Source organism: Posidoniimonas corsicana (assembly GCF_007859765.1).
Lineage (GTDB): Bacteria > Planctomycetota > Planctomycetia > Pirellulales > Lacipirellulaceae > Posidoniimonas > Posidoniimonas corsicana.
The window spans coordinates 264874-289213 of record NZ_SIHJ01000004.1 but is presented as its reverse complement, the minus strand read 5'-3'; the positions used below and the strand labels follow the sequence as shown (position 1 = coordinate 289213).

Here is a 24340-nt window from a genome sequence, read left to right as displayed (position 1 = left end):
GCTTCACTCGGCGAGCCGCGAGCCGCGACGGCGCCAGCGTTCTGCCGGCTCACTCCCCACCGGCCAGCGTCGATAGCGCTCGGTAGGCGGTCGGTTCCATCGCCTCGCTGAGCAGCCGCACGGATCCGTCGAGGAACAAGAAGCAGGCGCCCCCCGGGTGGCTGCTGCGGAAGTTGCTCGTCGCGTGAGGGCCGCCGTTAAGGCTGCTCTGGCAGTTGGTGATCCCCGCGGTGACCAGCAGCGTGTTGGTGACCGGCCGCTTGTTGATCGGCTCCAGCGTGCAGCCGTAGTTCGATGTGCTCAGGAACCCGGGCAGCATGAAGTCCGCCGACAGGTTGCCGATGATCCACGGGTAGGCCGCCGACACGGCCGCGGGGTCGGGCGTTGTGCAGCCGCGTCCGTTGCAGACGCCCCACTGCTCGCCGCCGGCCGCCTCGCCCATGGCGAAGGTCTTGCTCAGCCCGTCGGTCACCTGCCCCAGCCGGTACTGCCGGCCGATGGTGAACGGGCCGACCTCGTCCTCGGGGTACGTGAACGTCACGCACCACGCGTCGGTGGCGCCGTGGTTGTACGCGTAGTCGCAGGTGGCGAAGGTGTCGCCGATCGGCAGGCCCAGCTCGGCGAAGATGCCGCTGACAAACGGCTGGTGCCCGTCCGAGGGGCACGAGAAGATCTCCACCGGCGAGCGGATCAGCTCGTCGGGCTGCTCCCAGTACGGCTTGCTCGGGTCGAACATGCCGGCCAGCGCCAGCTCCTCGAAGTACGGCAGCATCACCGACGTGGCGTTGGCGGTGATATCGGACGGGCCGTACGGCGACTGCGCGACCGTGCCCGCCGGCAGGATCTGGTGGGCAGAATCATAGTTAGCCATCGCTAGGCCAAACTGCCGCAGATGGTTCAGGCAGCTGGAACGGCGGGCGGCCTCGCGGGCGGCCTGCACGGCGGGCAGCAGCAGCGCCACCAGCACCGCGATGACCGCAATCACCACGAGCAGCTCGACCAGCGTGAAGCCAGCGGTCTGGCGTCTAGTCGACCGACCCATTGATGCTCCCGATCCGGGCCGTGCGTTCGGCGTTCGACTCGCAGAACAGGCGGTACGCCCTGAGGGTGTCAAAGGTCTCGACGATGCGGACCACGCGGCCGTGGCGGAACTCGTAGACGTGCTGCCAAGAAAGCCGGTCTTCCCGCCGGTTCGCGCGGCAGCGGAGGTGGTCGAAGCCGCGGAGGATGACAAAATCGCCCCCGGCGCGGACGTCGCTAAACTCGGTCGGCGCCATGAAGTCGAGGGTGGTCATGGCCGTGTCCCGCAGCCGCTCCACGCCCCCGATGCCGCGGTACGCTCCAGTGAACGGGATCATGCCGTCGCCGACAATCTCGATCTGGGCGTCACGGGCGAGCGTCTCGGCGAAACCGCCGAGGTCCATCTCGTAGGCGTACCTCTTGAGCGCCGAAAGGATCCGGTCGATCTGTTGGTTGCCGATGCGGGCGGTGATCAGCTGGTTCCCGTCGGCGACCACATCGCTAAGCACGGCGCCGAGCGCCTCGGCGATCTGCTCCAGCGAGTCGATCCGCACCTGGGCGCCGGTTTCCGCGGAGCGGACGGTCCGCTCGCTGACGCCGGCCGCCACGGCGAGTTCCAGCTGGGTCATCCGCCGGGCGCGCCGCAGGTCGCGGAGGATCTTAGGCGAGGCGGACAGCGAGGGGTGACGGTTCGGGCCGGTAGCGGCCGCCGTGCCATTGGCCATCGTCCCGTTGGTCGTCGCGAGTGTCTCTGCCAAGACGATTCCTCGGTGTCGATTGGAACGACAGTCTAGCCGCGGCTTGCCCACCCGCGCGGCGCGGCAAACCGCTGTCAAACTTGCCGGGTACTTGCCGGTCTCGCGGATCGGGACGCAGGTAGAATACGTCCCAAGGACGAGGCCGGTTCATTGTATTGCCGGCCATGTTCGCCCGCAACAAATTGCGGACGCATTAGGATTGCTGGAACTCTGCTCGCGGGTACCACGTCTCAAAACAACTCGCGTCCGACCGCATACACACGCTCGCTTACGGGACCCTCCGAACGCAACCGCGTACGGCGACACCGAAGCGAGCGTGTTTTTTTGTCTGGTTCTGCCCGCCTGGTCGTGAAGTCGCGGGATGTCGCAGGCGACTCGTCACTGGTTCCCACATCGTGGGCTGACCGTGCCGCCGGCGCACCATCGCTAAGAACGTTGCGTTTGTGAGCACGTTTTCACTCCGGAAGCGAAACCCGGCCCTTCTTATTGCGTCTTCTGGCGCCAACTTTTCCAGGCCAGCGCCGCCGCCCTGGTGAGGGCTTCTAGGAGTGCGGCATCCTCTCTGCGACTACTCTGCAGGAAGTTCTATCTCACGTCCCAACGCGACCACGTCCGGAAAGATCTCTGCTAGCGTATTACGCATGCCGCGATCCGCTCGCCGATAGGTAGCATCAACCTGTCGAGTAAGAACCTCCATCTCGTAGCCCTCTTCCTCCCAGTTCTTGTGCAGCGACTCCAGGTAGTAGCGTCTCGCATACGAGAACGCCCAGATGTCGTCTGTCGCAAGCCACTTGGGGATGAGGAGCTTGCGGACGGCTGAGTACCTCCAAGCTGCCCTTCGCGACGAATCCATCAGCCTGCGGTCGCAGTCGACTTGAACGAACAAGGACTGCCCGGGGTGCTGAAACGCGTCGATCACGTCGCCCGCGGCGCGGTCCCCGTCCAGCCGCCAGAGATGCGAGATTGCCCAGGTGGTGGTCAGCTCGTTGTCATCCTGTAGGGCGGTCCGGCAGATCGGCCGCGGGTCTTGATTGGCGTGATGCCGTCGGTCCACGGTCTGGAGCAGGCGGCCTAGTCCAACTGCATCTTCAAAATCCGCTCGATCGGCCAACGGGATCGGATCGCGAACCGCGTCCTCAAAGATCGGGAGGTACGCGCCCGCGAAGAAGCAAGGCACACAGCGCACCTGGCCAGAACTCTCGGCGACCAAAGCCACTCCCCTCGCGTCTGCGCCCGGCAGACCGGCAACGCGATTGGTGAAGCGTGGATAGTGCTCCGACGCCCGCACCCGCAACTGTCGTCCCAGGAAAGAGGCGTCTCCGCAGTACACCTCGTCTATCGCATAGACTAGTTCGACGGCGTCAGCTGGGCGGCCCGTTGACCGTGACCGCACCGTCGTCCTGTCGTTTTCCGACAGTAGGACTAGACTTGGCCGATTCTTCTCCTGCAGGTAGACCGCGTTGTCTGCCCAGAGGCAAATGCCGGTGGTGAGCTTGAGCTCTTCCCCCCGCGCAGATTCCATAGCCATGCTGGCAAGAAAGAAGGCGACCACCGCAACGCGATTTGTGTTCTGAGTCGGAATAACAATGCCCTCGAGGATTCGACGTTGGGACTATTAGCTTCCGACGGTTACCTGCCAGTCAGGAACCTGGTTGCAACAGGTCTCCGAGGAGGCGGCTACGTTTGCGGGGGCGACGTTTGCTACGGAGTCGCCACCACCAAGGTTCGGCGAAGAGGTTCTCAGGCGTGGTCATCTCTAACGCTCTTTTCGCCCAATAGAATCTCGCCATTTCTCGGTAGAAACCGGCCACCCCGCGCGGTCCAATGGGGGTGTTAGCGGTTTCTGTGCGGACCGTCTGATCGGGGCGCCGGCAACGAATTGATGAAGGAGGTGTCGACGGGTTAGGCGGCCGACTTTTGTCCCTATCGCGCGCAGTGAGGGACAAAAGTCGATCGACAGGCGGAGCCGCGAATAGTGTTCACACTGCTATACAAGCGCAGAACCGACGTTTGGGCTTGAGGTGGGCGCCGACTTTTGTCCCTAAGGATCGATAGCGCCAGAAGGGACAAAAGTACCCCGCTGCGAGTCGGCTGCACCGAGTGACCACATGAACTCCGCAATTAAGGTCCACACGGCCGCGAGGGGGTCCAAGCATACCGACGTTCTGCCGTTCATGCCCCCAGCAGCACAAACGGTCCGCCGAGTAGAAACTTCCAAGCGAGCACGGTCACCCAGTGGATGAAGACCGGCGGCCAGATTGACTTGGACCAGACGTACGACACCCCCGTGGTCAGCCCCAGGAGGAACACGATCGCCAGAAACGCCGGGCGCAGAAAGACCTCCCTGGCGTGCGGCACGAAGAGCCACGCCGCGAAGGGATGGGCGGCCGTGAAGACCACACTCGACGCCAACACACTGGCCGCCGACCTCCGGTTGATGCGTCCCAGCCGGTCAGGCGCGATCAGGGTCCAACGCCACAGCAGTTCTTCTAGCAGCGACGGCAGCACGAAGAACCCGGCGGCGAGTACGATAAAGCCAGCCACCGAATCGATCCGCGGGGCCACCCGCCCGAGGCCCGAAGATAGGTAAATAGTGGTCGCGGCGGCGGCGTAGCAGCCAAACAGCACGAGAAGCCATCCCAGGCAGCGGGGCGCGTCCCCGACGCCGAGCATCGGCAGCCGCCGTTCAAGACTCTGCTTTAGCCGTTGCATGGGCGGCCGCGGAGCGACGCTCACCGCTCGATGTGGTACTGCTCGATCTTGCGGTACAGCGTTGCGCGGCCGATGCCGAGCAGCTTGGCGGCGTCGGGCACGTTGCCGCCGGAGCGTTTGAGGGCCTCGACGATGAGCTTCTTCTCCCACTGGTCGATCTGCAGCGTGTCAAGCTCCTCGCGGCCGGAGTCGCGGAGCGCCAGGTCGTCGGGGAGGATCTCGTCGCCCTCGGCCATGACCACGGCGCTGTCGATCACGTTGCGGAGCTGGCGGACGTTGCCGGGCCAGCGGTAGTCCAGCAGCCGGTGGACCGCCTTGCCGCTGAGCTTGAGGCCGGGGCGGCCGTGCTGCTTGCGGAAGTGGTCCAGGAAGAACTCGACTAGGCGGCCGATGTCGTCGCCGCGGTCGCGGAGCGGCGGCAGGTACAGCTCGAACACGCTCAGCCGGTAATACAGGTCCTCGCGGAACTTCCCCTTGCGGACGTACTCCTGCAGGTCTTGGTTGGTGGCGGCCACCACCCGCACGTCGACCGAGACCGGCTCGGTGGCGCCGACCGGCAGGAACGGGTGGCCCTCCATCACGCGGAGCAGCTTGGCCTGGCCCTCGAGGGTCATCTCGCCGACCTCGTCGAGGAACAGCGTGCCGAGGTCGGCCTGCTGAAAGTAGCCGGTGTGGTCGCGGTCGGCGCCGGTGAACGAGCCGGCCTTGTGGCCGAAGAGCTGGCTCTCCATCAGGTCGGCGGGGATCGCGGCGCAGTTGACCGAAACCATCGGCCGCTCGGCGCGGGGGCTGGCGCGGTGGATCGCGCGGGCGACCAGCTCCTTGCCGGCGCCGCTCTCGCCGCGGACCAGCACGCAGCCGGCCGCGCGGGCCACGCGGCTGATCTTGGACTTGAGGGCGAGCATCGGCTCGCTCTCGCCGATCAGCTCGTCGTAGCCGGGGGAGGTGCTGACCAGCCGCTCGTAGTCGACCCGCATCGAGTTGTACTGCATCGCGCGGGCGAGCGCGGTGACCACGATGTTGGCGACCGAGATGATGAAATCGAAGTCGGACTGGCGGAATCGTCCCGCCTCGAGGTAGACGTGGATTGCGCCAAGCGTGCTGCGTTGGCCCTCGTCGCCGCGTTTGACGAGCGGCGCGCAAATGGCGTCGGCAAAGTGCTCAAGCTGCTCGCGCTCGTCGGGCCCGCCCTGGTTGGCGACCCACACCGCGTGCCCCTGCTTGGAAACCAGCTCCGTGAGTGACGGGCTGAGCGAAACTCGGTTGGCGGCGTCGGTTGGCAGCACGATCTTGGGACGCAGCTCGCCCTGTTCGTTGAGCCACAGGAAGCCGACCACCGACGCGCTGGTGCGGGTCTGCAGCAGGTCGAGCGCGGTGTGCACCACCTGGTCGGTGTCGCCGCTGCCGAGCAGCCGGATGCACAGCTGGTACAGCAGCATCAGCTCCTTAACCTGCTCAGCGTTGGGCAGCCCGGTGAGCGACGCCTCGTTGATGGCGCCCTCGGTGACCTCCATGTCCTGCACGATGGTCTGTGTGAGCAGCGCGGCGTCGTCCTCGGCGGTAAGCGGCTCTTCGCTCTGGTGGAACTCGAGCTCGGTGGCGCCGATCTTGACGGTGTGGCCCTCGTCGAGCGTGGCCTCGGTGACCTTCTGCCCGTTGACGAAGGTGCCGTTGCGGCTCTCGGCGTCGGCGATGGTCCAGGCCTCGTGGTCGAAGCGGACCCGTGCGTGGATGCGCGAGCAGATGCGGTCCTGCAGCGTGATCTGGCAGTCGCCGCCACGGCCGACCAGGTTTTCGACGCCCGCGTCCAGCGGCAGGTTGTCTCCCGCCTGCTCGCCGTTGAGGACCGTAAAGTACGCGTACAACGCTGTTCCCGACCGAAAAGAGGAATCTGGGGCCCGTCTCAATATGATACACGGACCCGCGAGAATCGGGAATTGTTGTTAGGCATTGCGCGACCGCCAGAGGGCCCGGCGTCCGCGCAACCGGCGCGACCGCGCCAGCCGGGTCCCGGGGCTAGATCTGGTAGCCCACCTCCGGCTTAAGGGCGTCGGCGTCCTCGTTGCGGATGCGGAGGCTAGGGGCCTCCATCGTGACGGTGGTGTTGGGGGCGACGCTCTTGGTCAGCCACACGCTGGAGCCGATCACCGAGCCCTCGCCGATCACCGTCCGCCCGCCCAGGATCGTGGCGTTGGCGTACACCACCACGTGGTCCTCGATCGTGGGGTGTCGTTTCTGGTCGCGGACCAGCTGGCCGTTCTCGTCGGTCGGGAAGCTGACCGCGCCGAGTGTGACGCCCTGGTAGATTTTCACGTGGTCGCCGATCCGGCAGGTCTCACCGATCACGACCCCCGTGCCGTGGTCGATGAAGAAGTACTCGCCTATTGTGGCGCCCGGGTGGATGTCGATGCCGGTCCGCGCGTGGGACCACTCAGCCATCATGCGGGGGATGAACGGGATCTCGAGCTTGTAGAGCTCGTGCGCCAGCCGGTGCACGGTGACCGCCTCGAGGCCCGGGTAGCAGAAGATCACCTCCGCCGGGCACTTGCACGCGGGGTCCCCGTCGTAGGCGGCCTGCACGTCGGTGGCCAGTTGGGCGCGGACCTGGGGCAGGCGGTCGAGGAACTCCAGCACCTTGGCCTGGCCGAGGGCCTCAAAGTCGGTGCCGTCTTCGCAGTGCCCGCCCGCCTCGTGCAGGAGCGCGCGGCCCACCTGCTTGGTGAGCGCGTCGTGCAGCCGGTCGACCAGGTCGCCCACGTAGTACTCGATGTTGCCGTGGTGCAGCCCCTCGCGGCGGCGGTAGCCCGGGAACAGGATCTCCTTGAGGTCCTGGATCGAATCGATCACGGCCTCGTACTTGGGCAGCGGGCAGTGGTCCAGGTGGTTGATGATCGCGTGCTGGCTGTAGGTCTCGACCAGCCGGTCGGTCAGCCGCGGGAGACGCTCTTTGAGTCGGAAGTCGGTCGCCATAGATCGAACACTCTGCTGTGGGCCGCCGCTAGCGCACGGCGGGCGGGGATCGGACGGAGCGAGATGCCGCGCCGGAAACGACGCGGCGGACGCAGAAGGCCCAGCTCAAGCCACAGGGCTCAAGCCGGGATCGTACACAGACAGCTGTGGGGCGGGACGACGTTCATCGGGCCAATTCTAGGCGTTAAGATCGGTAGAATCCAACCTCTAGGTAGCCTTTCGGCTGTTGGGACCTATCGAGTTGAGCCAAACCAGGCCCCGCGGGTTCGCTCGCTAGCTGGCGCCGCGTCACTCGCCGGCAGCGGTGGTGCGTTGCATTACACTCAGGTCCTGCCGCGGAGCGAACCCCATCCGCCGCCAAAAGCCCGCCGCGGCGTGGTTGTCCGCGAAGATCCGCACGTTGCACTTCAGCACGCCCTGCCCCGCCAACGCCGCCAGGCACTGCTCGGTCAACTGACGTCCGAGCCCGGCGCCGCGGGCGGCCGGCGCAACGGCCATGTGCGACAGATAACCACGGCGGCCGTCGTGCCCGCAGAGCACCGCGGCGATTATCTTCCCTTCGCTGTCGACTCCGACCAGGCTGAGGCCCGGGTTCCGCTGGAGGTACCGCTCGGTCGGCGCCCGCTCGTCCGAAGGGTCGAGCCCCACGCCGGGCGTCGCCTGCCAGAGCGCGTGCACGGCGTCGTAGTCGGCGGCGGTCATCGGCCGGACGGCGAAGTCGGGAGACGCGTCCGCCATGCGGGCCTAGTTCAAGTTGGGGTCGGCCGGCAGGTGGGCCCGCTGCTTGCCGGGCAGCATGATCTCCAGACCGATCCGGTTCGTGACGCTCCGCCACAGCTCGTCGGAGTCGGCAAAGACGTCTTCCTTGCGGGCGGGCGTGGTGAGCCAGCCGCCCATCTGCAGCTCCCCCTCAAGCTGTCCGCCGCCCCAGCCGGAGTTGCCGCTGTAGAGCCGGAACTCGTGTTCGTCCTGCCGCACCAGTTGGTCGATCGACTCCCGCTGCAGGGACATAAACAGCCCCGGCAGCACCCGCTTCTCGCCCAGGTCGGGCGAGGTGTGCAGCGCGATCAGCGGCCCCTGAACCGGGCCACCGACATTCATCAGCTGGTCGCAATCGCAGGGCTCGGCGTCGATGTGGTCCCACACCTCGGACACCGAACTGTCGCCGGGGCGGTTGAGCACCACGCCCAGGGCGCCCTGCTCGCCGTGCTCGAGCAGCAGCACCACCGTCCGCAGGAAGTTCGGGTCCTGCAGGTCTCGGGCGGCGGTCAGCAGGTGTCCGGAGAGCGACATAAAACGCGGGACAACAGGGAGGGCTCGGTGGCGGGCTGATCCCATTGTCGCGATCGACCGGCCGGCAGGCAAGTAAGGCGCCGTGCCGGACTGGCTCAGTCAACTCGGCTCACACGGGCCGTTGATTCGTCGGACCGGTCGGCGAGGTCAATGCAGACCAGCTCGTTGGGACCACGGAGGTACAACCGCCCGCCGACCAGGGCCGGGCAGCCGTACAGGGTAGTGTTGGCGGCGGCTTCAAAGGGCCGGCTGCGGCCTAAGATGGTGAAGTCATCTGCCTGGGCGTCGACCAGCAGCAGTTCCCCGCCCTTGGCGAAGGTCAGCGCGCGGCGGTCGGTGGCCAGCACCGGCGCGTAGCCGGGAAACTGCCGGCGGCCCCCCTGCCAGATGGGCTCCAGCGTGCGGGCGTCGAGGCAGTAGAGCTGGTCCTTCACGCACAGCACGCGGCCTTCCGCGACGGTCGGCGTGCTCATGTCGGGCTTCAGCTTGCGGTAGATGGCAACCGGCTGCTCGACAATGCGGCCCTGGTCATCGAACCCGTGCAGCCGGGCGCCGTTGTTCTCGCTCACCAGCAACAGCCTGCCGCCCACCACCACCGGCGTAGGGACGTTGAAGTCGCCCGGGGTGGGCGGCGTCAGCGTCCACAGCCGCTGGCCGGTGGCCGGGTCGAAACCGCCGACCGACGTCTTGTCGAACGCCACAACCTGCCGCACGCCGCCTAGCGTGGCCAGCACGGGCGAGGCGTATGCGTGCGGCCCGCCCGGCGCCTGCCAGACCGGCGTTCCCGACTCGGCGTCCAGCGCGACGAGCGACGCGTCCGCCGCACCCGGACTCACAATCAGCAGCCCGTCAACCAGCAGCGGCGTGGAGCACGTCCCCCACACCTGCTCGTCGATGACGCCAAAGTCGAAGCGGATGTTGGTCTCCCACAGCTGCTCGCCGGTGTCGAGGTCGGCGCAGACCAGGTCACCGAAGGCCCCAAACAAAAAAACGCGACGCTCGTGGATGACCGGCGTCGCGCGGGGGAGGTTGTCGTAGTCCAGCGCGCCCAGCGCCGGGTACTCGATGGTCCACAGCGGGGTGCCGTCGCGGGCGGAGTAGCATCGCCAAACGTCCAGGTTGTTCGACGCGTCGCGGTCGCCGATCACGACGTGCTCATCAGTCGCGGCCACGCCCCCCATGCCGGGCCGCAGCAGCGGCTGCCGCCAGAGCACCGTGGGCTGCTCGGCGAGCGACTCCGGCAACCAGGCGACGCGCCCGTCGCGGGTGGGGCCGAGGAAGTCGTTCCACGCCTGCTTGTTCGGCTTGGGTTCGGCCTGCTTCTTAGGTTGCGGCGCGTTGCGGCTGTGCTGCTTCAGGTAGTCTTCGTCGGGTTCGATGAAGCCGAGCATCGACTCCAGCGCGATCAGCAGCTGCGGGTCCTCGGCGACCGTCAGCAGCGCGTGCTGCACCGCCGCGGCCTGTGGCTCGTCGACGCGGTCGGTGACGAACGCGGTGATGAACGGAACCGCTTCGGTCTTGCCGACCACTCGCAGGTCGCCCTTCTTGATGGTGCCGCAACCCTCTAGCAGCGGCGCGGCGTAGCTGGAGATCACCGCGGCCGCCTGCTCGGCGTCGCCCCACTCGATGATCTTGCACGCGCCGTCGCTGCACGCGCTGGTGATCTCGGCCTGCTTGGCGTCGGCGATCTTCACGCCTGCCTTAGTGAGCAGCTCGCGCGGCGCGGCGAACTTCTCGTCGCACTCGGGCGGGCCGAACAGCACGCGGTAACCCTTAAGGTCGCCCACGGTTTGGGCCTGGTCCTGGCTGCGCACCACCACCAGCCCGGTCTGCTCGGAGTCGCCCTGCTTGTCGGTCAGTCGCCCCAGCACGGTCAGCCCGTAGCCCGCCTTGGCCGCGTCCGACCGGACCACCGAATCCTTGCCGATGATCAGGTCCGCGTGGTCGCAGCCCTCCTTCTTCAGGGCGCCGGCCAGCGACTCGGCGAAGGTGACCGTCACCGGCCGGCCGAGCGTCTTCTCCAGGTGCTCGCCCAGCACCTCGTACTTCCGCTGCGCGTAGCCCTCGACGCACGGGCAGGAGAGCGGCGCGGCGAGCGGGTCCATCACCACCAGCGAGAACGGCTGGGCCGCGGACGACGCCGACGCGTCGGCGCCAACGGCGGGCTGCGCCGCCGCGGCGATCAACGCCAAGCAGCCCCAAGCAATCCGGTGCATCGACTACCCCCTTATTGAATGAACACGGGTCGGCGCCCACCCGCGGGAGGGCGCCGACCCGTTGGCTAGTACGTCAGCACGGCGTCGACGCCGACAGCGGCCGCCGCTTCGTCCGCATCCGCCTTCACGGTGCGGTACTCGGTGTACTCCGCTTCGTCGCCCTCGGGCACGCGTTCCATCATCACGATGTGGTGCCGCGTGATGTCCAGCATGTAGACACGGTCGCCCGACTTGTCGACCGCGATCGAGACCTTCTTGCACCCGGGCACGATGTCCACCTTGCCGACCAGCTCCAGCAGCTCGCCCTCGGGCGAGTACCGCTTGATGCGGCCGGTGCCGGACTCGGCCGTGTACACCGTGCGGTCCGGCCCAAACGCGACGTTCATCGGGTTGCAGCAGCTGCCGAAGCCCTCCAGGCCGTCACGGGCGCCGTGGCCCCACTGGCCCAGCTCCTCGCCGGCCGCGTCGAGGTGGTACACGCGGTGCCGCGAGTTCTCCGCCACGTAGATGCCGTTCTCACAGCACTGCACGTCCATCTGGCCGCAGCAGCCGCTCAGGCCTTTGACAATGACCTCGCCGCTGGTGAACTCGTGATCAAGCTTCCACACGCAGAAGCCGTAGCCGGCCGCCTCGCGGGTCGCGATAAAGACATCGCCGCCCGATTCGCTGATCGAGGCCACCGCGGACGCGCTCCGCAGCGAGTCGTTCACCTTCTGCTCGAGCTGCTCCTCCGTCAGGTTACCGCCGCCGAGCTGGTCGACTATGCTCTTCCACTGCTCAACCATCCGCTCCGCGTTGTTGATCTGCAGGTCGAGCGACGCGGGCACTTCTTCGCCGTCGTCCTTAAGCTTGGTCCGCTTGTCCTGCAGCTTGGCGAGGCGATCGTCGTAACGCTCGCTCATCTTGGCGTACGCCTCCACCGACTGCTTCTGCCGCGCGATCAGCTGCTCGCGGATCTCGGCGCGCTTGGCGGCGGTGTCCTCCAGGTGCGGCGACGCGGCCTCGTGCGTCACCAGCCCCTGCGAGTCGAGCCGCAGCAGCTTGCCGCCGCCCGCGACATAAACCTGTCCGTCCGAGCCGACGTTGATCGCGTCGGGCTTGACCGACAGCTTCCAGGTGTCCTCGTAGTCGCCCGCCGGCGAGAACACCCGCACCTCACCGCTGTCGCCGTCGCAGGCGGCCAGGATCTTGCCATCCGGCGCCAGGCAGAAGCTCTTCAGGTCGGCCTTCGCGAGGCCCTCTCCGTTGACGCTGATGATCTTGGTTTGGTGGTGGGTTGGGTGCACGGCTACTTTTCCATCCCCGCCCACGACTCCCGCGGCCGCGTCGGCCAGGGCGGCGTCGGTCTCGCAAGCGCCGTCTTCGCAGGCCTCGCCCTCGCAGGCCTCACCTTCACTGGCCTCGGCGGCCGCCTTCACCACCGGCGCGGCGGTCTGCACCCGCAGCATCGGCATCGATTTGGGCGCGTCGGCCTTCTTGTCGGCAGCCGCTTCGCCGTCGGCGGCCAGGAGGTGCTCCGCGGACAGTATCCCGCAGGCTGCCAGCAACGCCGCGACAAACCGGGTCGAAGGTGGGGCGAGTGATCGCATAGGGGACGCTCCATCAAGGGAAGGGGAAGAAGGGCGAGCCATTCGGTCCGCGGCCCCGTTCGGCTGGGCCACGGCTAGTCGTCCGAGCGGCAGGAATCTTGCTCGGAAACCATGCGCATAGACGCACGTTTTACTCGGTTTGTTTCCTCGAATCCTTCCCAATCTGGGTAGGAAACTTAAAAAGTCGTCCAATCAGCACACGAACGGGTGGTGAATCCGCCGGCAAGTCGACTGCGGTCCGCTAGCCCCGCTCGACTACCAGGAACACGCAGCCCCCGCACTCTGTGGCAACCGCCCCTGGACCGTCGGCTCGAAACCTCGCCGTGGGTCAGCCCGGACGCCAGCTCGGCCGGCAGGGTTTTGTCCGATTCGTTTTGTCCAAAAACACGAGCGAAGGGGACAAAACTCGGGGCACAGCTCCGCCCGGTTCGTTCGTAAGTGCATTGAAATCCAACGGTTGCGTGTACATACCCCCGGAACGGGGACGGGGGTTTTGTCCGATTCCGACCACGCAGATCGGACAACACGACAGCGGCCACTCGAGGGAACCAGAACACCGCCGGGCGCCGGGGGCGCTCCCGCAGGGTAGCCCCCGAGAAAAGCTGGGCGGCCGTTGCCAATGAGGGCGGCAGACATCGGGGCAGACCTGCATTAGACCGCGCAGGGTGGCCGGTTTCAGCAACGAACCTGGGACGAAGACCGATCTCGTGCCCCGCCCCGCTGCGGCGATGTAGAGCGCCGGACGGTCCGCAGCCGCCGGGCTAGCGCGTCGACACCCGTTCGGTGCGGAGCGTCGAACGGCTCTGCAGCGTGCGGCCCCGAGTGAACCGGGGCGTCACCAGGCCGTTGGTGTTTAGCGGCACGGCGACCTCGACGGTCACCTCGGTGGTGCTCCGGTCGATCACCGCCGGCGTGACCGTGACCACCGCGTCACGGGCGCCGACGATCCGCAGGATCCGGTTGGCCTCGTTCTCGGCGTCCGCGGCGGTCGCGCCCGGCACGATCGCCAGCCGCGCCGCCTCGTACGCGGCGTTGTCGGCCGTGTGCCGCAGCACGTTCAGGCGGCTGAACTCGAACATCGCAAAGATCACCATGAAGAACACCGGCGCGATGATCGCGAACTCGACGACCACGGCGCCGCGGCGATTAGCGGCTGGTTGCTTCTTGATCATGGTGTGTGTTCTCGCTGGTTTCGATCACGCCGCGATCCGCGGCTTCGTTGCTCTCCCTCCCCCTTGGGGTGAGAACAAGACTACTCTGTCAGCAGGACCGGCAGCGTGCGGGCGATCTCCCGGAACACGGCGCTCAGGTCGGCGGTGGTGTCGGCGTGGAAGTGCCGCCCGCCAGTGGCGGCGGCCACGGCCCGCATCCGCGCCTGGTCGGCGCCCGGGCTGAACGTGACGGTGTGGACGGTGATGTCGTTGCTGGCCGCGGTGCGGGCGGGGATGATCGGCTCGAAGCCCGAGTTGTGCAGGCCGTCGGTCATCAGCACGATGGTTTTCAACGCGAACGGGCGGGCGTTGGGGCCGTTCATGGCGCGGAGGCCTTCGGCCAGCCCCTCGCCGATGGCGGTGCTGCCGCCGATGCCGTTCTGCATGAACGCGTCCATCTCGCCGGTGACGGCCGCGTAGTTGTCGGTCAGCGCGACCCGCGTGTCCGCGACGTCAAAGTTCAGGTTGCCACCGCGGCAGCTCACGCGGTTGCGGCTGCTGTAGCTGACTAGCGCCACCTGCTCGTTGGGGAACGTGAGGTCGAGCTCGGCCATGAACGCGGCCACCGCCAGGTTGAGCGCCGCGAAGCGGGTGTTCAGCCGCAGCGGGCCGCAGTTCTGCCCGTTGCCGGTGCCGCGGTCGGTCTCGCGGAGGCCCATCGACCCGGAACGGTCGATCACCAGCACGATGTCGCGGTCCAGCATGGTGGAGGTCGCGGTCGAGACGGGCTGGAACGTGTTCACGCCCAGCAGCCCGCCGAAGAACAGGTTCACCGGCCCGGCCGCCGACCCCGCGGTGCGGAGGCCGTCGACGTGCACGGCGTTGATCGGGTCGCCGCCGTTGGCGAACACGAACCGTCCGGCGGCGTTCTCGGTCGACAGGCCGAACTGCACGTCGGCGTCGTTGATCTGCAGCGGCTGCCCCGCCACCGGGTTGCGGAGCGCGGCGTCGCGGGCGGCGGCCCGGGCGACCGCCACGTTCTGGCGCATCGACAGCGTCTTGGCGCCGGCGCGGGCGGCGGCGTCGGTGGCGGTCCGCAGCTCGGTGCGGACCAGCTGCATCCACGCGACGTCGATCGCGAAGGCGGCCATCAGCGCGAAGACCGGCAGCAGCACGGCCACCAGCACCATCACGGCGCCGCGGCGGCTTGGCTTGGGTTGGCTTGGGAGCATCGCTCTCACAGCTCCTTCATCATGGTGGCGGTCGACTGCAGCACGCGGCCGCGGAAGAACCGCGCCGGCAGGATGGCGTTGGCGTCCGTGGGCGCGGTGACCTGGACCTGCACGTAGTCGCCCTCGCTTAGCGACGAGAGCGGGCCGGGCAGGATCTGGGCCGCGCCGCCAACAACGCGGCGGTCGTTCAGGATGCCGGTGCAGGCGGCCTGGACGTCGGCGTCGGTGGCGCCCGGCGCCAGCGCGGTGTGCGCGCCCTCGTAGGCGGCCACCGCCAGCGACTGCTTCAGGAAGATCATGGTGCAGCACTCCAGCATCCCCAGGAGCAGCAGCATGAGCATCGGCAGGCAGACGGCGAACTCGGTCGCCGCGACGCCGCGTCGGCGGCGGGTCGGTGTGGGGGTCGGTTGGGGGGGCATGGGTCGGTCCCGGGTGCGGCGGGGGTCGGGGTGGGGCTCGGTCGGATCAGGCGCCGCCGGCGGGCTGCGCCTCGGAGTCGGCCTGGCGGGCGTCCTCGACTTCGGCCACCCGCTTGATCACCTGGTTCATGTCGTCGGCCAGGCCGCGCCAGAAGTCGCCGCCGCGGAACTCGACCTTCTCCGGCCGCTCGCCGGCGGCCAGCTTGCGGGCGACCTGCCGCAGGCGGTAGACCGGCCCGGTGAACCGGTTGGAGAGCTTGATCGTGTCCATCACGAAGATGGGCAGCATGCAGACCAGCACCAAGAGCAGCGGCGCGTACCGCCACCAGGTCTCGACCAGCACGTCCTGCACCGGGACGAACGGGTCGCCCATCCAGGTCAGGGCGAAGGCCATCAGCGCCGAGACCGCGGTGAACAACACCCACTGCAGGACAATCCGCCGGCTCAGGGCGCCCTGCACCTCGGGGTCGATAAAGTGGGTTTGGCGCTTGTTGAGTTTCTTCGTGCTCATCGGTTCGCTCGGGGCTGATTGGGGGCGCGGGAGGGCCGTTCCAACAAGTGAAAACTAGGTCCGGGGACGGCGCAGCAGCGCAAGAGGCCGCTAGCAGACGCGAATAGCTTGTGGCGCAGGCGGAAACGTCGTTGCAGGCGGTGCAGGCCGTTCACCTTGACCCCCTCCCCCAATCGCAATAAACTTCTGCGCTGCTAGGAGTTGCGCGAATCTGCGCCCCCCGGACGCCCCGGGGCCCGGCAGAGCTGCGCCGACGCCCCCCTTCGGCGTCCCAGCCCAGCTGAACCAACCTACCGCCCAAGGCGCCCCGTCGACCCGCCTGGCCGTGGCGGCAACTGCTTACCCGTAGAGAACATGGACATTCTGGAACGCGTTTGGGAGATCCTCTCGGGGATCGTCAACGCCATCTTGGGTCGCTTCGAGCGGCTGATCACCAGCATCTTCGGCTCCGCCAACGCCCGCTACCTGAAGCGGCTGCAGCCGCGGGTCGACGCCATCAACGCCCTGGAGCCCAAGTACCAGGCGATGACCGACGAGGAGCTGCGCGAGCAGACCACGCTGTTCCGCCAGCGGCTCGACAAGGGCGAGACCCTCAACGACATCCTGGTCGAGGCCTTCGCCGTCTGCCGCGAGGCGGGCAAGCGGTTCCGCGGCATGCGGCACTACGACGTGCAGCTGCTCGGCGGCATGATCCTGCACGACGGGTCGATCGCCGAGATGGTCACCGGCGAGGGCAAGACGCTGGTCGCCACGCTGCCGGCGTACCTCAACGCGCTGGGCGGCAGCGTGCACGTGATCACCGTCAACGACTACCTCGCCCGCCGCGACATGGAGTGGATGGGCCCGCTGTTCACCAACCTGGGGCTGAAGGTCGGCGCGATCTACTCCGGCATGGACGCGGCCGAACGCCAGCAGGCCTACGACTGCGACATCACCTACGGCACGAACAACGAGTTCGGCTTCGACTACCTGCGCGACAACATGCGCATGGCGGCCAAGGGGGACGACCGATTCCCCAAGCACATGCAGCAGAGCCAGGGCCCGCTGACCTACGCCATCATCGACGAGGTCGACAACATCCTCATCGACGAGGCCCGCACGCCGCTGATCATCTCCGGCCCGGCCGAGGACGACATCAGCAAGTACCAGCGCGCCGACAAGGTGGCCCGCGCGCTGAGGAAGGACGTGCACTTCGAGGTCAAGGAGAAGGAGCACACCGTCAGCCTGACCGACGAGGGCGTGCGCGAGGCGGAGAAGCTGGCCGGCGTGGAGAGCTTCTACACGGCGGGCAACATGCAGTGGCCGCACCTGATCGACAACTCGCTCAAGGCGCACTACCTGTACAAGCGCGACGTGAACTACGTCATCAACGACGGCGCCATCGTCATCGTCGACGAGTTCACCGGCCGCCTGATGGAGGGGCGCCAGTGGTCCGACGGGCTGCACCAGGCGGTCGAGGCCAAGGAGGGCGTGCAGATCAAGCAGGAGAACCAGACCCTCGCCACGGTCACGCTGCAGAACTTCTTCAAGCTGTACGACAAGCTCAGCGGCATGACCGGCACCGCGCTCACCGAGGCGGGCGAGTTCTGGAAGATCTACAAGCTGGACGTGATCGGCGTGCCGACCAACCGCCCGATGCAGCGGATCGAGCACCCCGACGTGATCTACCGCAGCGAGCGCGAGAAGTTCGTCGCCATCGCGGACGAGATCGAGCGGCTCAACAAGCACACCACGGTCGAGACCTCCAGCGGCGACTGGGTGACGGGCAAGCTGGTCCGCGAAACCGAGTCAGAGGTCGAGATCGAGGTGGCGGACGCCACCAAGCGCCGCGAGGTGATCCCTGTCAACAAAGTGAAGAGCATCCAGAAGCCGGGCCGACCGATCCTGGTCGGCACGGTGTCCATCGAGAAGAGCGAGGCGCTCGGCGCCCTGCTCAACGGACGCGGCGTCAAGCACGAGGTGCTCAACGCCAAGCAGCACAAGCGCGAAGCGGAGATCGTCGCGCAGGCGGGCCGCCTGGGCGCGGTCACGATCGCCACCAACATGGCCGGCCGCGGCACCGACATCATCATGGGCGGCAACCCCGAGACCATGGCCTGGGCCGAGCTGCAGAACACCTACGCGTCGCGGCTGGACGTGCCCAACGAGGTCTGGGACGAACGCGTCGGGCACTACGAGCAGCAGTACGACATGAAGCCGCAGGGCGAAGAGGTCAAGCAGCTCGGCGGCCTGTGCGTGATCGGCACCGAGCGGCACGAGGCCCGCCGCATCGACCTGCAGCTCCGCGGACGCTGCGGCCGCCAGGGCGACCCCGGCTCCAGCCGCTTCTACCTGTCGCTCGAAGACGACCTGATGCGGATCTTCGCCGGCGAGTGGGTCCGCTCGATCCTCACACGCCTGGGCATGCAGGAGGGCGAGGCCATCGAGAGCAAGATGGTCAGCCGCCGCATCGAGGGCGCCCAGAAGAAGGTGGAGGAGCGGAACTTCGAGATCCGCAAGAACCTGCTCGAGTACGACGAGGTGATGGACGAGCAGCGGAAGCGGGTCTACAGCTACCGCCAGGCGATCCTGGACGGCGTGAACTGCCGCGACCTCATGCTCGAGACCATCCGCGAGCAGATCGACGAGCGGCTCGGCACGATCCTCGCGCCCAACTACGGCGTCGAGACCTTCGCCGCCGCGGCCGGCTCGCTGCTGGGCGCCGAGCTCGACCCCCGCGACTACCGCAACACGCCGTACGACGAGGCCGAGAAGATCGCCCACGACGAGGCCGAGCGGATGGCCGAGTCGAACGTGCAGGACGCGATCGACGAGAACCTGCCCCCCGACGCCGAGGAGGAGTGGAACTGGTCCGCGCTGGCCAAGTGGGCCAACACGCGGTACGCCACCAATTACCGCGACCGCGACCTCAAGAAGATCGGCCGCGACATGCTCGACGAGCGGCTCGTCGACGACGCCCGCAAGTGGGTCGCCGGCGTCGACCTCAGCGAGACCGCCCGCTTCCTCGACCGCGAGTTCGGCGTCAACACGGCCCGCGGCTGGCTGTGGGACAAGTTCGCCATCCAGCTCACCGAGGAAGAGGTCGCCGACAAGGAGCCGCACCAGATCATCGAGCTGGCCCACGCCAAGGCCGCCGAAGCCTACGACGCCCGCGAAGCGGAGTACGCCATCATGGTGGCGTTCAACCGCTTCCGCACCGGCCCGGGCGGCCAGAAGGGCGCCCTCGACCGCGAGGGACTGGTGGAGTGGGCCAACCGCCGCTTCCACGCCGACCTGACCGTCGACGACATCAAGAACAAGCAGGGCGAGGAGATCGCCAAGCTGCTGATCGCCCACAGCGCCAAGTCGAGCGAGAAGGCCAACGAAGTCTTCGAGCAGGCGATGGCCAAGCTCGACAAGCTGTTCGCCGGTTCGCCCAACGCCCACTCGGAAACGCTCCGCAGCGTCAGCGGCATGAACGGCAAGCTGGACGACCTGTCCGGCTGGCTCAAGGAGAACACCGGCGCGGAGGTTTCGACCGAGGAGCTCGGCAAGCTCGACCAAGAGACCGCCCGCCGCCGCGTTTCGCAGGCGGTGGAGGACCGCTTCCGCCCCGAGATGCGCCGCATGGAGCGGGGCCTCTTGCTGCAGCTGCTCGACAGCGCGTGGAAAGAGCACCTGCTGGCCATGGACCACCTGCGGAGCAGCGTCGGCCTCCGCGGCTACGCCCAGGTCGACCCGAAGGTGGAGTACAAGCGCGAGGGCATGCGGATGTTCGAGCAGATGTGGGATTCGCTCGGCGCCTACGCGACGGACCTGGTGTTCAAGATGGAGACCCTCGACGAGGGGTTCATCCAGAGCACCTGGGTCGACAATACCCAGGAACGGCACGACGCCGGCCCCAGCGCTACCGACATCGCCCGCCAGCAGCAGGAGGGCATCGACGCCAGCAACCAGGGCGAGCGCAAGCCGGAGCCAATCCGTAACACGCAGGAAAAGGTCGGCCGCAACGAGCCCTGCCCCTGCGGCAGCGGCAAGAAGTACAAGCAGTGCTGCGGCAAGGCCGGCGGGGCCGCCTAGCCCTCCGAGAGAGTCCACTGCTGCGACGCCACCAACCTAAGTTCACCACGAAACAGGGAAGCGCGTATGAAGACCCTCAACCGCCAGTCACTCTTCGGCGCGGTGCTCGCCTCGGCAGGGCTCCTGATGAGCGGCGCCGCCCAGGCTCAGGCGCCGCGGGCGTTCGACCCCGCCTCGCTCACGGTCCCCACGATCGAGTCCGGCCTGCTGGGGTCGGGGTCCGGCCTCCGGATCGCGCGACCGACGCTCGGCCTGCAGGGCGTCGGGTTCCAGACGCCGTCGCACGAGCTGCGGCTGAGCGACCCAACAACCCGCCTCGGCCTCGGCCAGCCGACGCAGCCAATCCTGCTGCGGGACGAACCCCTGCTCCGCGTTGCTCCCGAGACCGACCCGTTCAAGCTCTTCGACGCCCCGGAGCGGCTACGGATCGAGGGGTCGCGTCTGAACCTCTTTGACGGGAACTAGCGGCCTAGCCCTGCCTCGCCACGGTTTGGACAGTGGTCCCACGCTGCCTGCGTCCCGCCAGCAGAGTCGCTGGTCCAGAGTTGGCGTTGCCGCGGACAATTCGCAAGACTCCGTAGGCCGAAGCGGGGTTTGCCACCGCCGCATGCTCCCGTGGTAGAATGGAGCTAGATGGACTCCTGAGGCACACTAGGAGCTGACTATGTCGACCGTTGAGCATCAGACCGCCAAGGATCAGATGATCGCGATCCTGCAGAACCAGCCGGACGACAGCTCATACGACGAGCTGCTGCGTGAGCTCGCCGCTGCCCGTTCGATCGAACGCGGCCTACAAGACGCCGAGGCGGGCCGCGTGGTCTCAAATGACGATGCCCTGCTCCTGAGTAGATCAGGGCGGAACAGAGACGCCGCAGTAGGGCTTGCGCAGCGGTCCCGAGCCGATCCTGGACGTAGGCATGATAGCGCTTAATCGATGCCTCGCCGCGTGTTCAGTTCTTGTCGTGCTGGTTGTTTGTTCCGTTGGATTGCTGCACAGCACCTCGCTGCAGATCGCATGGAACCACAGGGCGATGGAGCAGGCAAGTGTCGAGATCCTGTGCGGGCGTCGGCCGCTTTCCGGAGACGAGCCGGCGTGGCGAGAGTTCCGCTACCGTCGCGACAAGCTGGTCGAACTCGGGTACTTGTTCCGCGAAGAGTGGGATTTCGGCCCAAGCCACTTTAATGACCTCCGCTGGCAGGGAGACACCGGCGGCGGAAAGTGGCTTCTTCCCGGCCATGGGGGCGCACCCTATCTTGAGAGGATCCCCGGCAAGCCAGGACACTGGGTCGTTTGGGACCTAGTGGGGCAGCGTTCCGAGTGGGAAGAAGTTCTCGCGCGGATACGCGAGTCCGAAGAGAAGACGCGTCTCGAAAACCTCCGAATCCAAGAGGCTTACGCGAAGGCCTTTCGAGAACGTGGGGAGCCTCCCGACGCCGCTGACGTAAGGCGTCACTTAGAATCGGCTGATAACAGCCATTGAGTTGCCCCTAGAAATCTCGCTCTGACGAATCCTCGATTCGTGCTACTCTGAGTGGGAAAGGACTCCCCGATGCTAGCGTGGCTGCTGAACTTTGCGTACCTGACGGTGCTCACGGCGCTCTCGCCCGTGATTGCGTGGACGGCGTGGCGGACCGGCAAGTACCGCGAGGGCTACGCCGAGAAGCTGCTGGGCCGGGTCCCCCACCGCGAGGGCGACCGCCCCTGCATCTGGCTGCACGCGGTGAGCGTGGGCGAGGTGAACCTGCTGGCGATCACGCTGCGCGAGCTGGCCGCCGCGCGGCCCGACTGCGAGCTGGTGATATCCACCACCACCAAGACCGGCTTCGAACTGGCCCGCAAGAAGTACGGCGCCGGCCACACGGTGTTCTACTGCCCGCTCGACTTCGGCTGGGCCGTTGGCGAGGCGGTGCGCCGCGTGCGGCCCAGCCTGCTGGTGCTGGCGGAGCTCGAGCTGTGGCCCAACCTGATCGCTTCGGCCAGGGCGCAGGGCGCGCGGGTGGCGATCATCAACGGCCGGCTGAGCGAGAACAGCTACCGGGGCTACCGCCGGGTGCGGCCGCTGGCGGCCGGCGTGCTGCGGCAGGTCGACGTGATCGCGGCGCAGGATCGCGCGACGGCCCAGCGGTTTGCCGACCTGCTTGGCGTTGCTGCTCCGGGAGCCGCCGGCGTCAGCCGGCGGAGCGGCATCCCCAAGCCCAGCAGCATCCAGATCACCGGCTCGCTCAAGTACGACGGCGCCGAGACCGACCGCCGAAACCCACGCACCACCGAGCTCTGCAAGCTGGCCGGCCTGGCCGAACACGACGCGATCCTCCTAGCCGGCAGCACGCAGGCGCCGGAGGAGCGGATCGTGCTGGAAGTCTACCAGCGGCTCGCAGAGCAGTTCCCTGCCCTGCGGCTGGTGCTCGTCCCCCGCCACCCCGAGCGTTTTGACGAGGTCGCTACGCTCCTCAACGAGAGCGGTCGCGCGTGGATCCGCCGCAGCGAACTCACCGGGACCCAAGAACCCGACCCCGACTCGCGCATCCTGCTCGTCGACGCGGTGGGCGAGCTCGGCGCCTGGTGGGGCGCGGCCGATATCGGGTTCGTTGGCGGCAGCCTCGGCGACCGCGGCGGGCAGAACATGATCGAGCCGGCCGCCTACGGCGTGGCTACCTGCTTCGGCCCCAACACCCGCAACTTCCGCGACATCGTCGCGTCGCTGCTGGCGGCCGGCGGCGCGGTCGTGGTGAACGACGCCGACCAGCTCGAGGCCTTCGCCTGGCACTGCCTGAGCGACCGCGCGTACGCGGCCGGCGTGGGCGAGCGCGCGCGGCGGCTCGTGGCCAGCCAGCTCGGGGCCACCCGACGGACGGTCGCGCTGCTGCAGACGCTGCTGCCCGCCCCGGCGGCCGCGGCCAGCGAGGCCGCCTAGGCGATCTCCGGTATCTCGAACTCCGGGCGGCACTCGCGGCGCAGGTACTGGTTGGCCTGCTCGCTGCCGGCGCCGGTGAACTGCTCGCTGCCCGGGTCGATCGAAAGCAGCTGGCTCATCTGCGACGCGCTGTCCTTGGGGTCGAGGCCGTACGAGTGGACGTGCTCCTGCATCAGCTCGAGCATCGCGTTCCAGCCCGGGTGACCGTCCGCGACGCCGACCACCTGGTCGCCGTCAACCGGCCCGCCGCTGCGGAAGGCGACGTTGGCCAGGTGGCACCAGTTGGTGGAGTAGTGCCCCTGCACGACCGGCGCGTTGAGCAGCGACGCGTCGCCGGCGCGGACCGCCTTGAGGAAGTTGTCCGTGTGGCCGCCGCCGCCGTTGCCGCGGAACTCGCGGAGCAGCTTGCCGTCGGCGTCGTAGGCGCGTCCGCCGCCACGCCAGCCGGTGTAGTAGCCGTCCTCGCACTGCACCACGTACCCCGACTCGACGCCACGGAATCGCAGCGGGCCCTTGGCGCCGGGGCGCTTCGGCAGGTTGCTCAGGCCGAGGAACACCGGCATCTCCGGCGTGTCCAGGTAGGCCATGTGCAGGTTGGGGGTGTTGCCCGCGTCGTCCCAGACCACACGCCCGCCGCACGCGAACACGCGGCTGGGGATCGCCACGGAGTCCTGGAACGCGACGTTCCGCACGTCGTCAAGGATGTGCGGGCCCCAGTTGCCCATCTCGCCGGCGCCGGTGTTGAAGTCCCAGTGCCAGTCGTAGTGGAGCTTGTCGCGGTAGAGGGGCTCCTCGGCCGCCGGGCCGAGCCACAGGTTGTAGTCGACGGTCTTCGGCGGGACGAGCGCCTCTTGGCGTTTGCCGATCGGCTCCCGCACGCCGAACCGGCAGGCCTGCACGTAGAGCGGCTTGCCCAGCTTCTGCTCCCCGTGCAGGTAGTGCTTGGCCTCGGCCTGCAGCGGGTCGGACCGCTGCTGCGTGCCGATCTGGGCGATCACCTGCGGGTTCTGATCGATCGCGTTGACCAGCTGCCGCCCCTCCCACACGGTGTTGCCCAGCGGCTTCTCGACGTACACGTGCTTGCCCGCCTGCACGGCCCAGATGGCGGCCAGGCAGTGCCAGTGGTTGGGCGTGGTGACCACCACCGCGTCGATGTCGGGGTTCTCGATCACGCGCCGCAGGTCCTGCGTCACCACCGCGTCGGGGTGGTCCTTGGCGAACTTCGCCGTGTGGTCGGTGTCCGGGTCGCAGAACGCCGCCGCGCGGACGTTCTTGTCGCCCATGAACTGCTCGTACACCTGACCGCCACGCCAGCCCATGCCGATGAAGCCGACCGAGACCTCGTTCGCGGCGCTGGCGGCGAAGGTCCGCCCCGGGCGGAGCGCCAGGCCGGCGGCGGTGGAGGCGGCGGCGCCAAGAAAGAAACGACGAGTCGGACGAGCCATATCACAACGCCTTGGGTGCGGGGTATCGCGGCCCTGCGGCAGGGACGCGG

General features: G+C 67.7%; 20 protein-coding genes. 4 read left to right on the top strand and 16 right to left on the bottom strand.

The annotated features are described in order from the left end of the window. Positions 1 to 49: 49 nt before the first annotated feature. From KOR34_RS22510 to KOR34_RS22445, 14 genes are all read right to left on the bottom strand, one after another. Positions 50 to 1042 (bottom strand): DUF1559 domain-containing protein, encoded by a 993-nt coding sequence (locus KOR34_RS22510; RefSeq protein ID WP_146568522.1) that lies wholly within the window; start codon positions 1040 to 1042, stop codon positions 50 to 52. Continuing rightward, a complete protein-coding gene (locus KOR34_RS22505; protein ID WP_146568376.1) occupies positions 1026 to 1778 on the bottom strand; it encodes a helix-turn-helix domain-containing protein in 753 nt (250 codons plus the stop codon). Before KOR34_RS22505 ends, KOR34_RS22510 begins: the two co-directional genes overlap by 17 nt. 568 nt (positions 1779 to 2346) lie before the next feature. Beyond that, positions 2347 to 3330, bottom strand: a complete 984-nt coding sequence (locus KOR34_RS22500) for a hypothetical protein (protein ID WP_146568375.1) — start codon at positions 3328 to 3330, stop codon at positions 2347 to 2349. Positions 3331 to 3950: 620 nt separating this feature from the next. Then, complete coding sequence (locus KOR34_RS22495; RefSeq protein ID WP_146568374.1) at positions 3951 to 4490, bottom strand: CPBP family glutamic-type intramembrane protease; 540 nt, start codon at positions 4488 to 4490, stop codon at positions 3951 to 3953. A 20-nt stretch (positions 4491 to 4510) separates the two neighbouring features. Then, on the bottom strand, positions 4511 to 6355 hold the full coding sequence (locus tag KOR34_RS22490; protein WP_228714742.1) for a sigma 54-interacting transcriptional regulator: 1845 nt from the start codon (positions 6353 to 6355) through the stop codon (positions 4511 to 4513). A gap of 151 nt (positions 6356 to 6506) precedes the next feature. Next, a complete protein-coding gene (epsC, locus tag KOR34_RS22485; RefSeq protein ID WP_146568372.1) occupies positions 6507 to 7460 on the bottom strand; it encodes a serine O-acetyltransferase EpsC in 954 nt (317 codons plus the stop codon). Positions 7461 to 7748: 288 nt separating this feature from the next. Next, a complete protein-coding gene (locus KOR34_RS22480) occupies positions 7749 to 8198 on the bottom strand; it encodes a GNAT family N-acetyltransferase (RefSeq protein WP_146568371.1) in 450 nt (149 codons plus the stop codon). 6 nt (positions 8199 to 8204) lie between these two features. After that, complete coding sequence (locus KOR34_RS22475) at positions 8205 to 8753, bottom strand: YqgE/AlgH family protein (RefSeq protein WP_197531672.1); 549 nt, start codon at positions 8751 to 8753, stop codon at positions 8205 to 8207. 95 nt (positions 8754 to 8848) lie between these two features. Then, positions 8849 to 10969, bottom strand: a complete 2121-nt coding sequence (locus KOR34_RS22470; RefSeq protein ID WP_146568369.1) for an outer membrane protein assembly factor BamB family protein — start codon at positions 10967 to 10969, stop codon at positions 8849 to 8851. A gap of 65 nt (positions 10970 to 11034) precedes the next feature. Further along, positions 11035 to 12558, bottom strand: coding sequence for a hypothetical protein (locus KOR34_RS22465; RefSeq protein WP_146568368.1), 1524 nt, complete (start codon positions 12556 to 12558; stop codon positions 11035 to 11037). 761 nt (positions 12559 to 13319) lie between these two features. After that, the gene (locus KOR34_RS22460) at positions 13320 to 13730 is read right to left on the bottom strand and encodes a TadE/TadG family type IV pilus assembly protein (protein WP_146568367.1); all 411 of its coding nucleotides are present in this window, start codon (positions 13728 to 13730) and stop codon (positions 13320 to 13322) included. Between the two features lie 80 nt (positions 13731 to 13810). Further along, positions 13811 to 14941, bottom strand: coding sequence for a vWA domain-containing protein (locus tag KOR34_RS22455; RefSeq protein ID WP_146568366.1), 1131 nt, complete (start codon positions 14939 to 14941; stop codon positions 13811 to 13813). Positions 14942 to 14946: 5 nt separating this feature from the next. Continuing rightward, positions 14947 to 15360: a TadE/TadG family type IV pilus assembly protein gene (locus tag KOR34_RS22450; RefSeq protein WP_146568365.1), complete on the bottom strand. Its 414-nt coding sequence runs from the start codon at positions 15358 to 15360 to the stop codon at positions 14947 to 14949. A gap of 46 nt (positions 15361 to 15406) precedes the next feature. Next, on the bottom strand, positions 15407 to 15871 hold the full coding sequence (locus KOR34_RS22445; RefSeq protein ID WP_146568364.1) for a hypothetical protein: 465 nt from the start codon (positions 15869 to 15871) through the stop codon (positions 15407 to 15409). Positions 15872 to 16225: 354 nt separating this feature from the next. Here KOR34_RS22445 and secA point away from each other — a divergent pair, with 354 nt between their 5' ends. The 3 genes from secA (at position 16226) to KOR34_RS22430 (ending at position 20861) form a co-directional block, all read left to right on the top strand. Then, entirely contained in the window at positions 16226 to 19930 is a 3705-nt protein-coding gene (gene secA / locus KOR34_RS22440; RefSeq protein WP_146568363.1) for a preprotein translocase subunit SecA, read from the top strand. A gap of 66 nt (positions 19931 to 19996) precedes the next feature. Then, positions 19997 to 20395, top strand: coding sequence for a hypothetical protein (locus KOR34_RS22435; RefSeq protein WP_146568362.1), 399 nt, complete (start codon positions 19997 to 19999; stop codon positions 20393 to 20395). Positions 20396 to 20594: 199 nt separating this feature from the next. Beyond that, the gene (locus tag KOR34_RS22430; RefSeq protein ID WP_146568361.1) at positions 20595 to 20861 is read left to right on the top strand and encodes a hypothetical protein; all 267 of its coding nucleotides are present in this window, start codon (positions 20595 to 20597) and stop codon (positions 20859 to 20861) included. A gap of 19 nt (positions 20862 to 20880) precedes the next feature. Here the strand turns inward: KOR34_RS22430 and KOR34_RS22425 are convergent, their stop codons facing one another. After that, positions 20881 to 21168, bottom strand: a complete 288-nt coding sequence (locus KOR34_RS22425) for a hypothetical protein (protein WP_146568360.1) — start codon at positions 21166 to 21168, stop codon at positions 20881 to 20883. A 312-nt stretch (positions 21169 to 21480) separates the two neighbouring features. Here KOR34_RS22425 and KOR34_RS22420 point away from each other — a divergent pair, with 312 nt between their 5' ends. After that, positions 21481 to 22845 carry a 3-deoxy-D-manno-octulosonic acid transferase gene (locus KOR34_RS22420; RefSeq protein ID WP_146568359.1) on the top strand — a complete coding sequence of 455 codons (1365 nt, stop codon included), beginning with the start codon at positions 21481 to 21483 and terminating at the stop codon, positions 22843 to 22845. Here the strand turns inward: KOR34_RS22420 and KOR34_RS22415 are convergent. Then, positions 22842 to 24290, bottom strand: a complete 1449-nt coding sequence (locus KOR34_RS22415; RefSeq protein ID WP_146568358.1) for a Gfo/Idh/MocA family protein — start codon at positions 24288 to 24290, stop codon at positions 22842 to 22844. The two genes, KOR34_RS22420 and KOR34_RS22415, sit on opposite strands and share 4 nt — an antisense overlap. Positions 24291 to 24340: the final 50 nt, after the last annotated feature.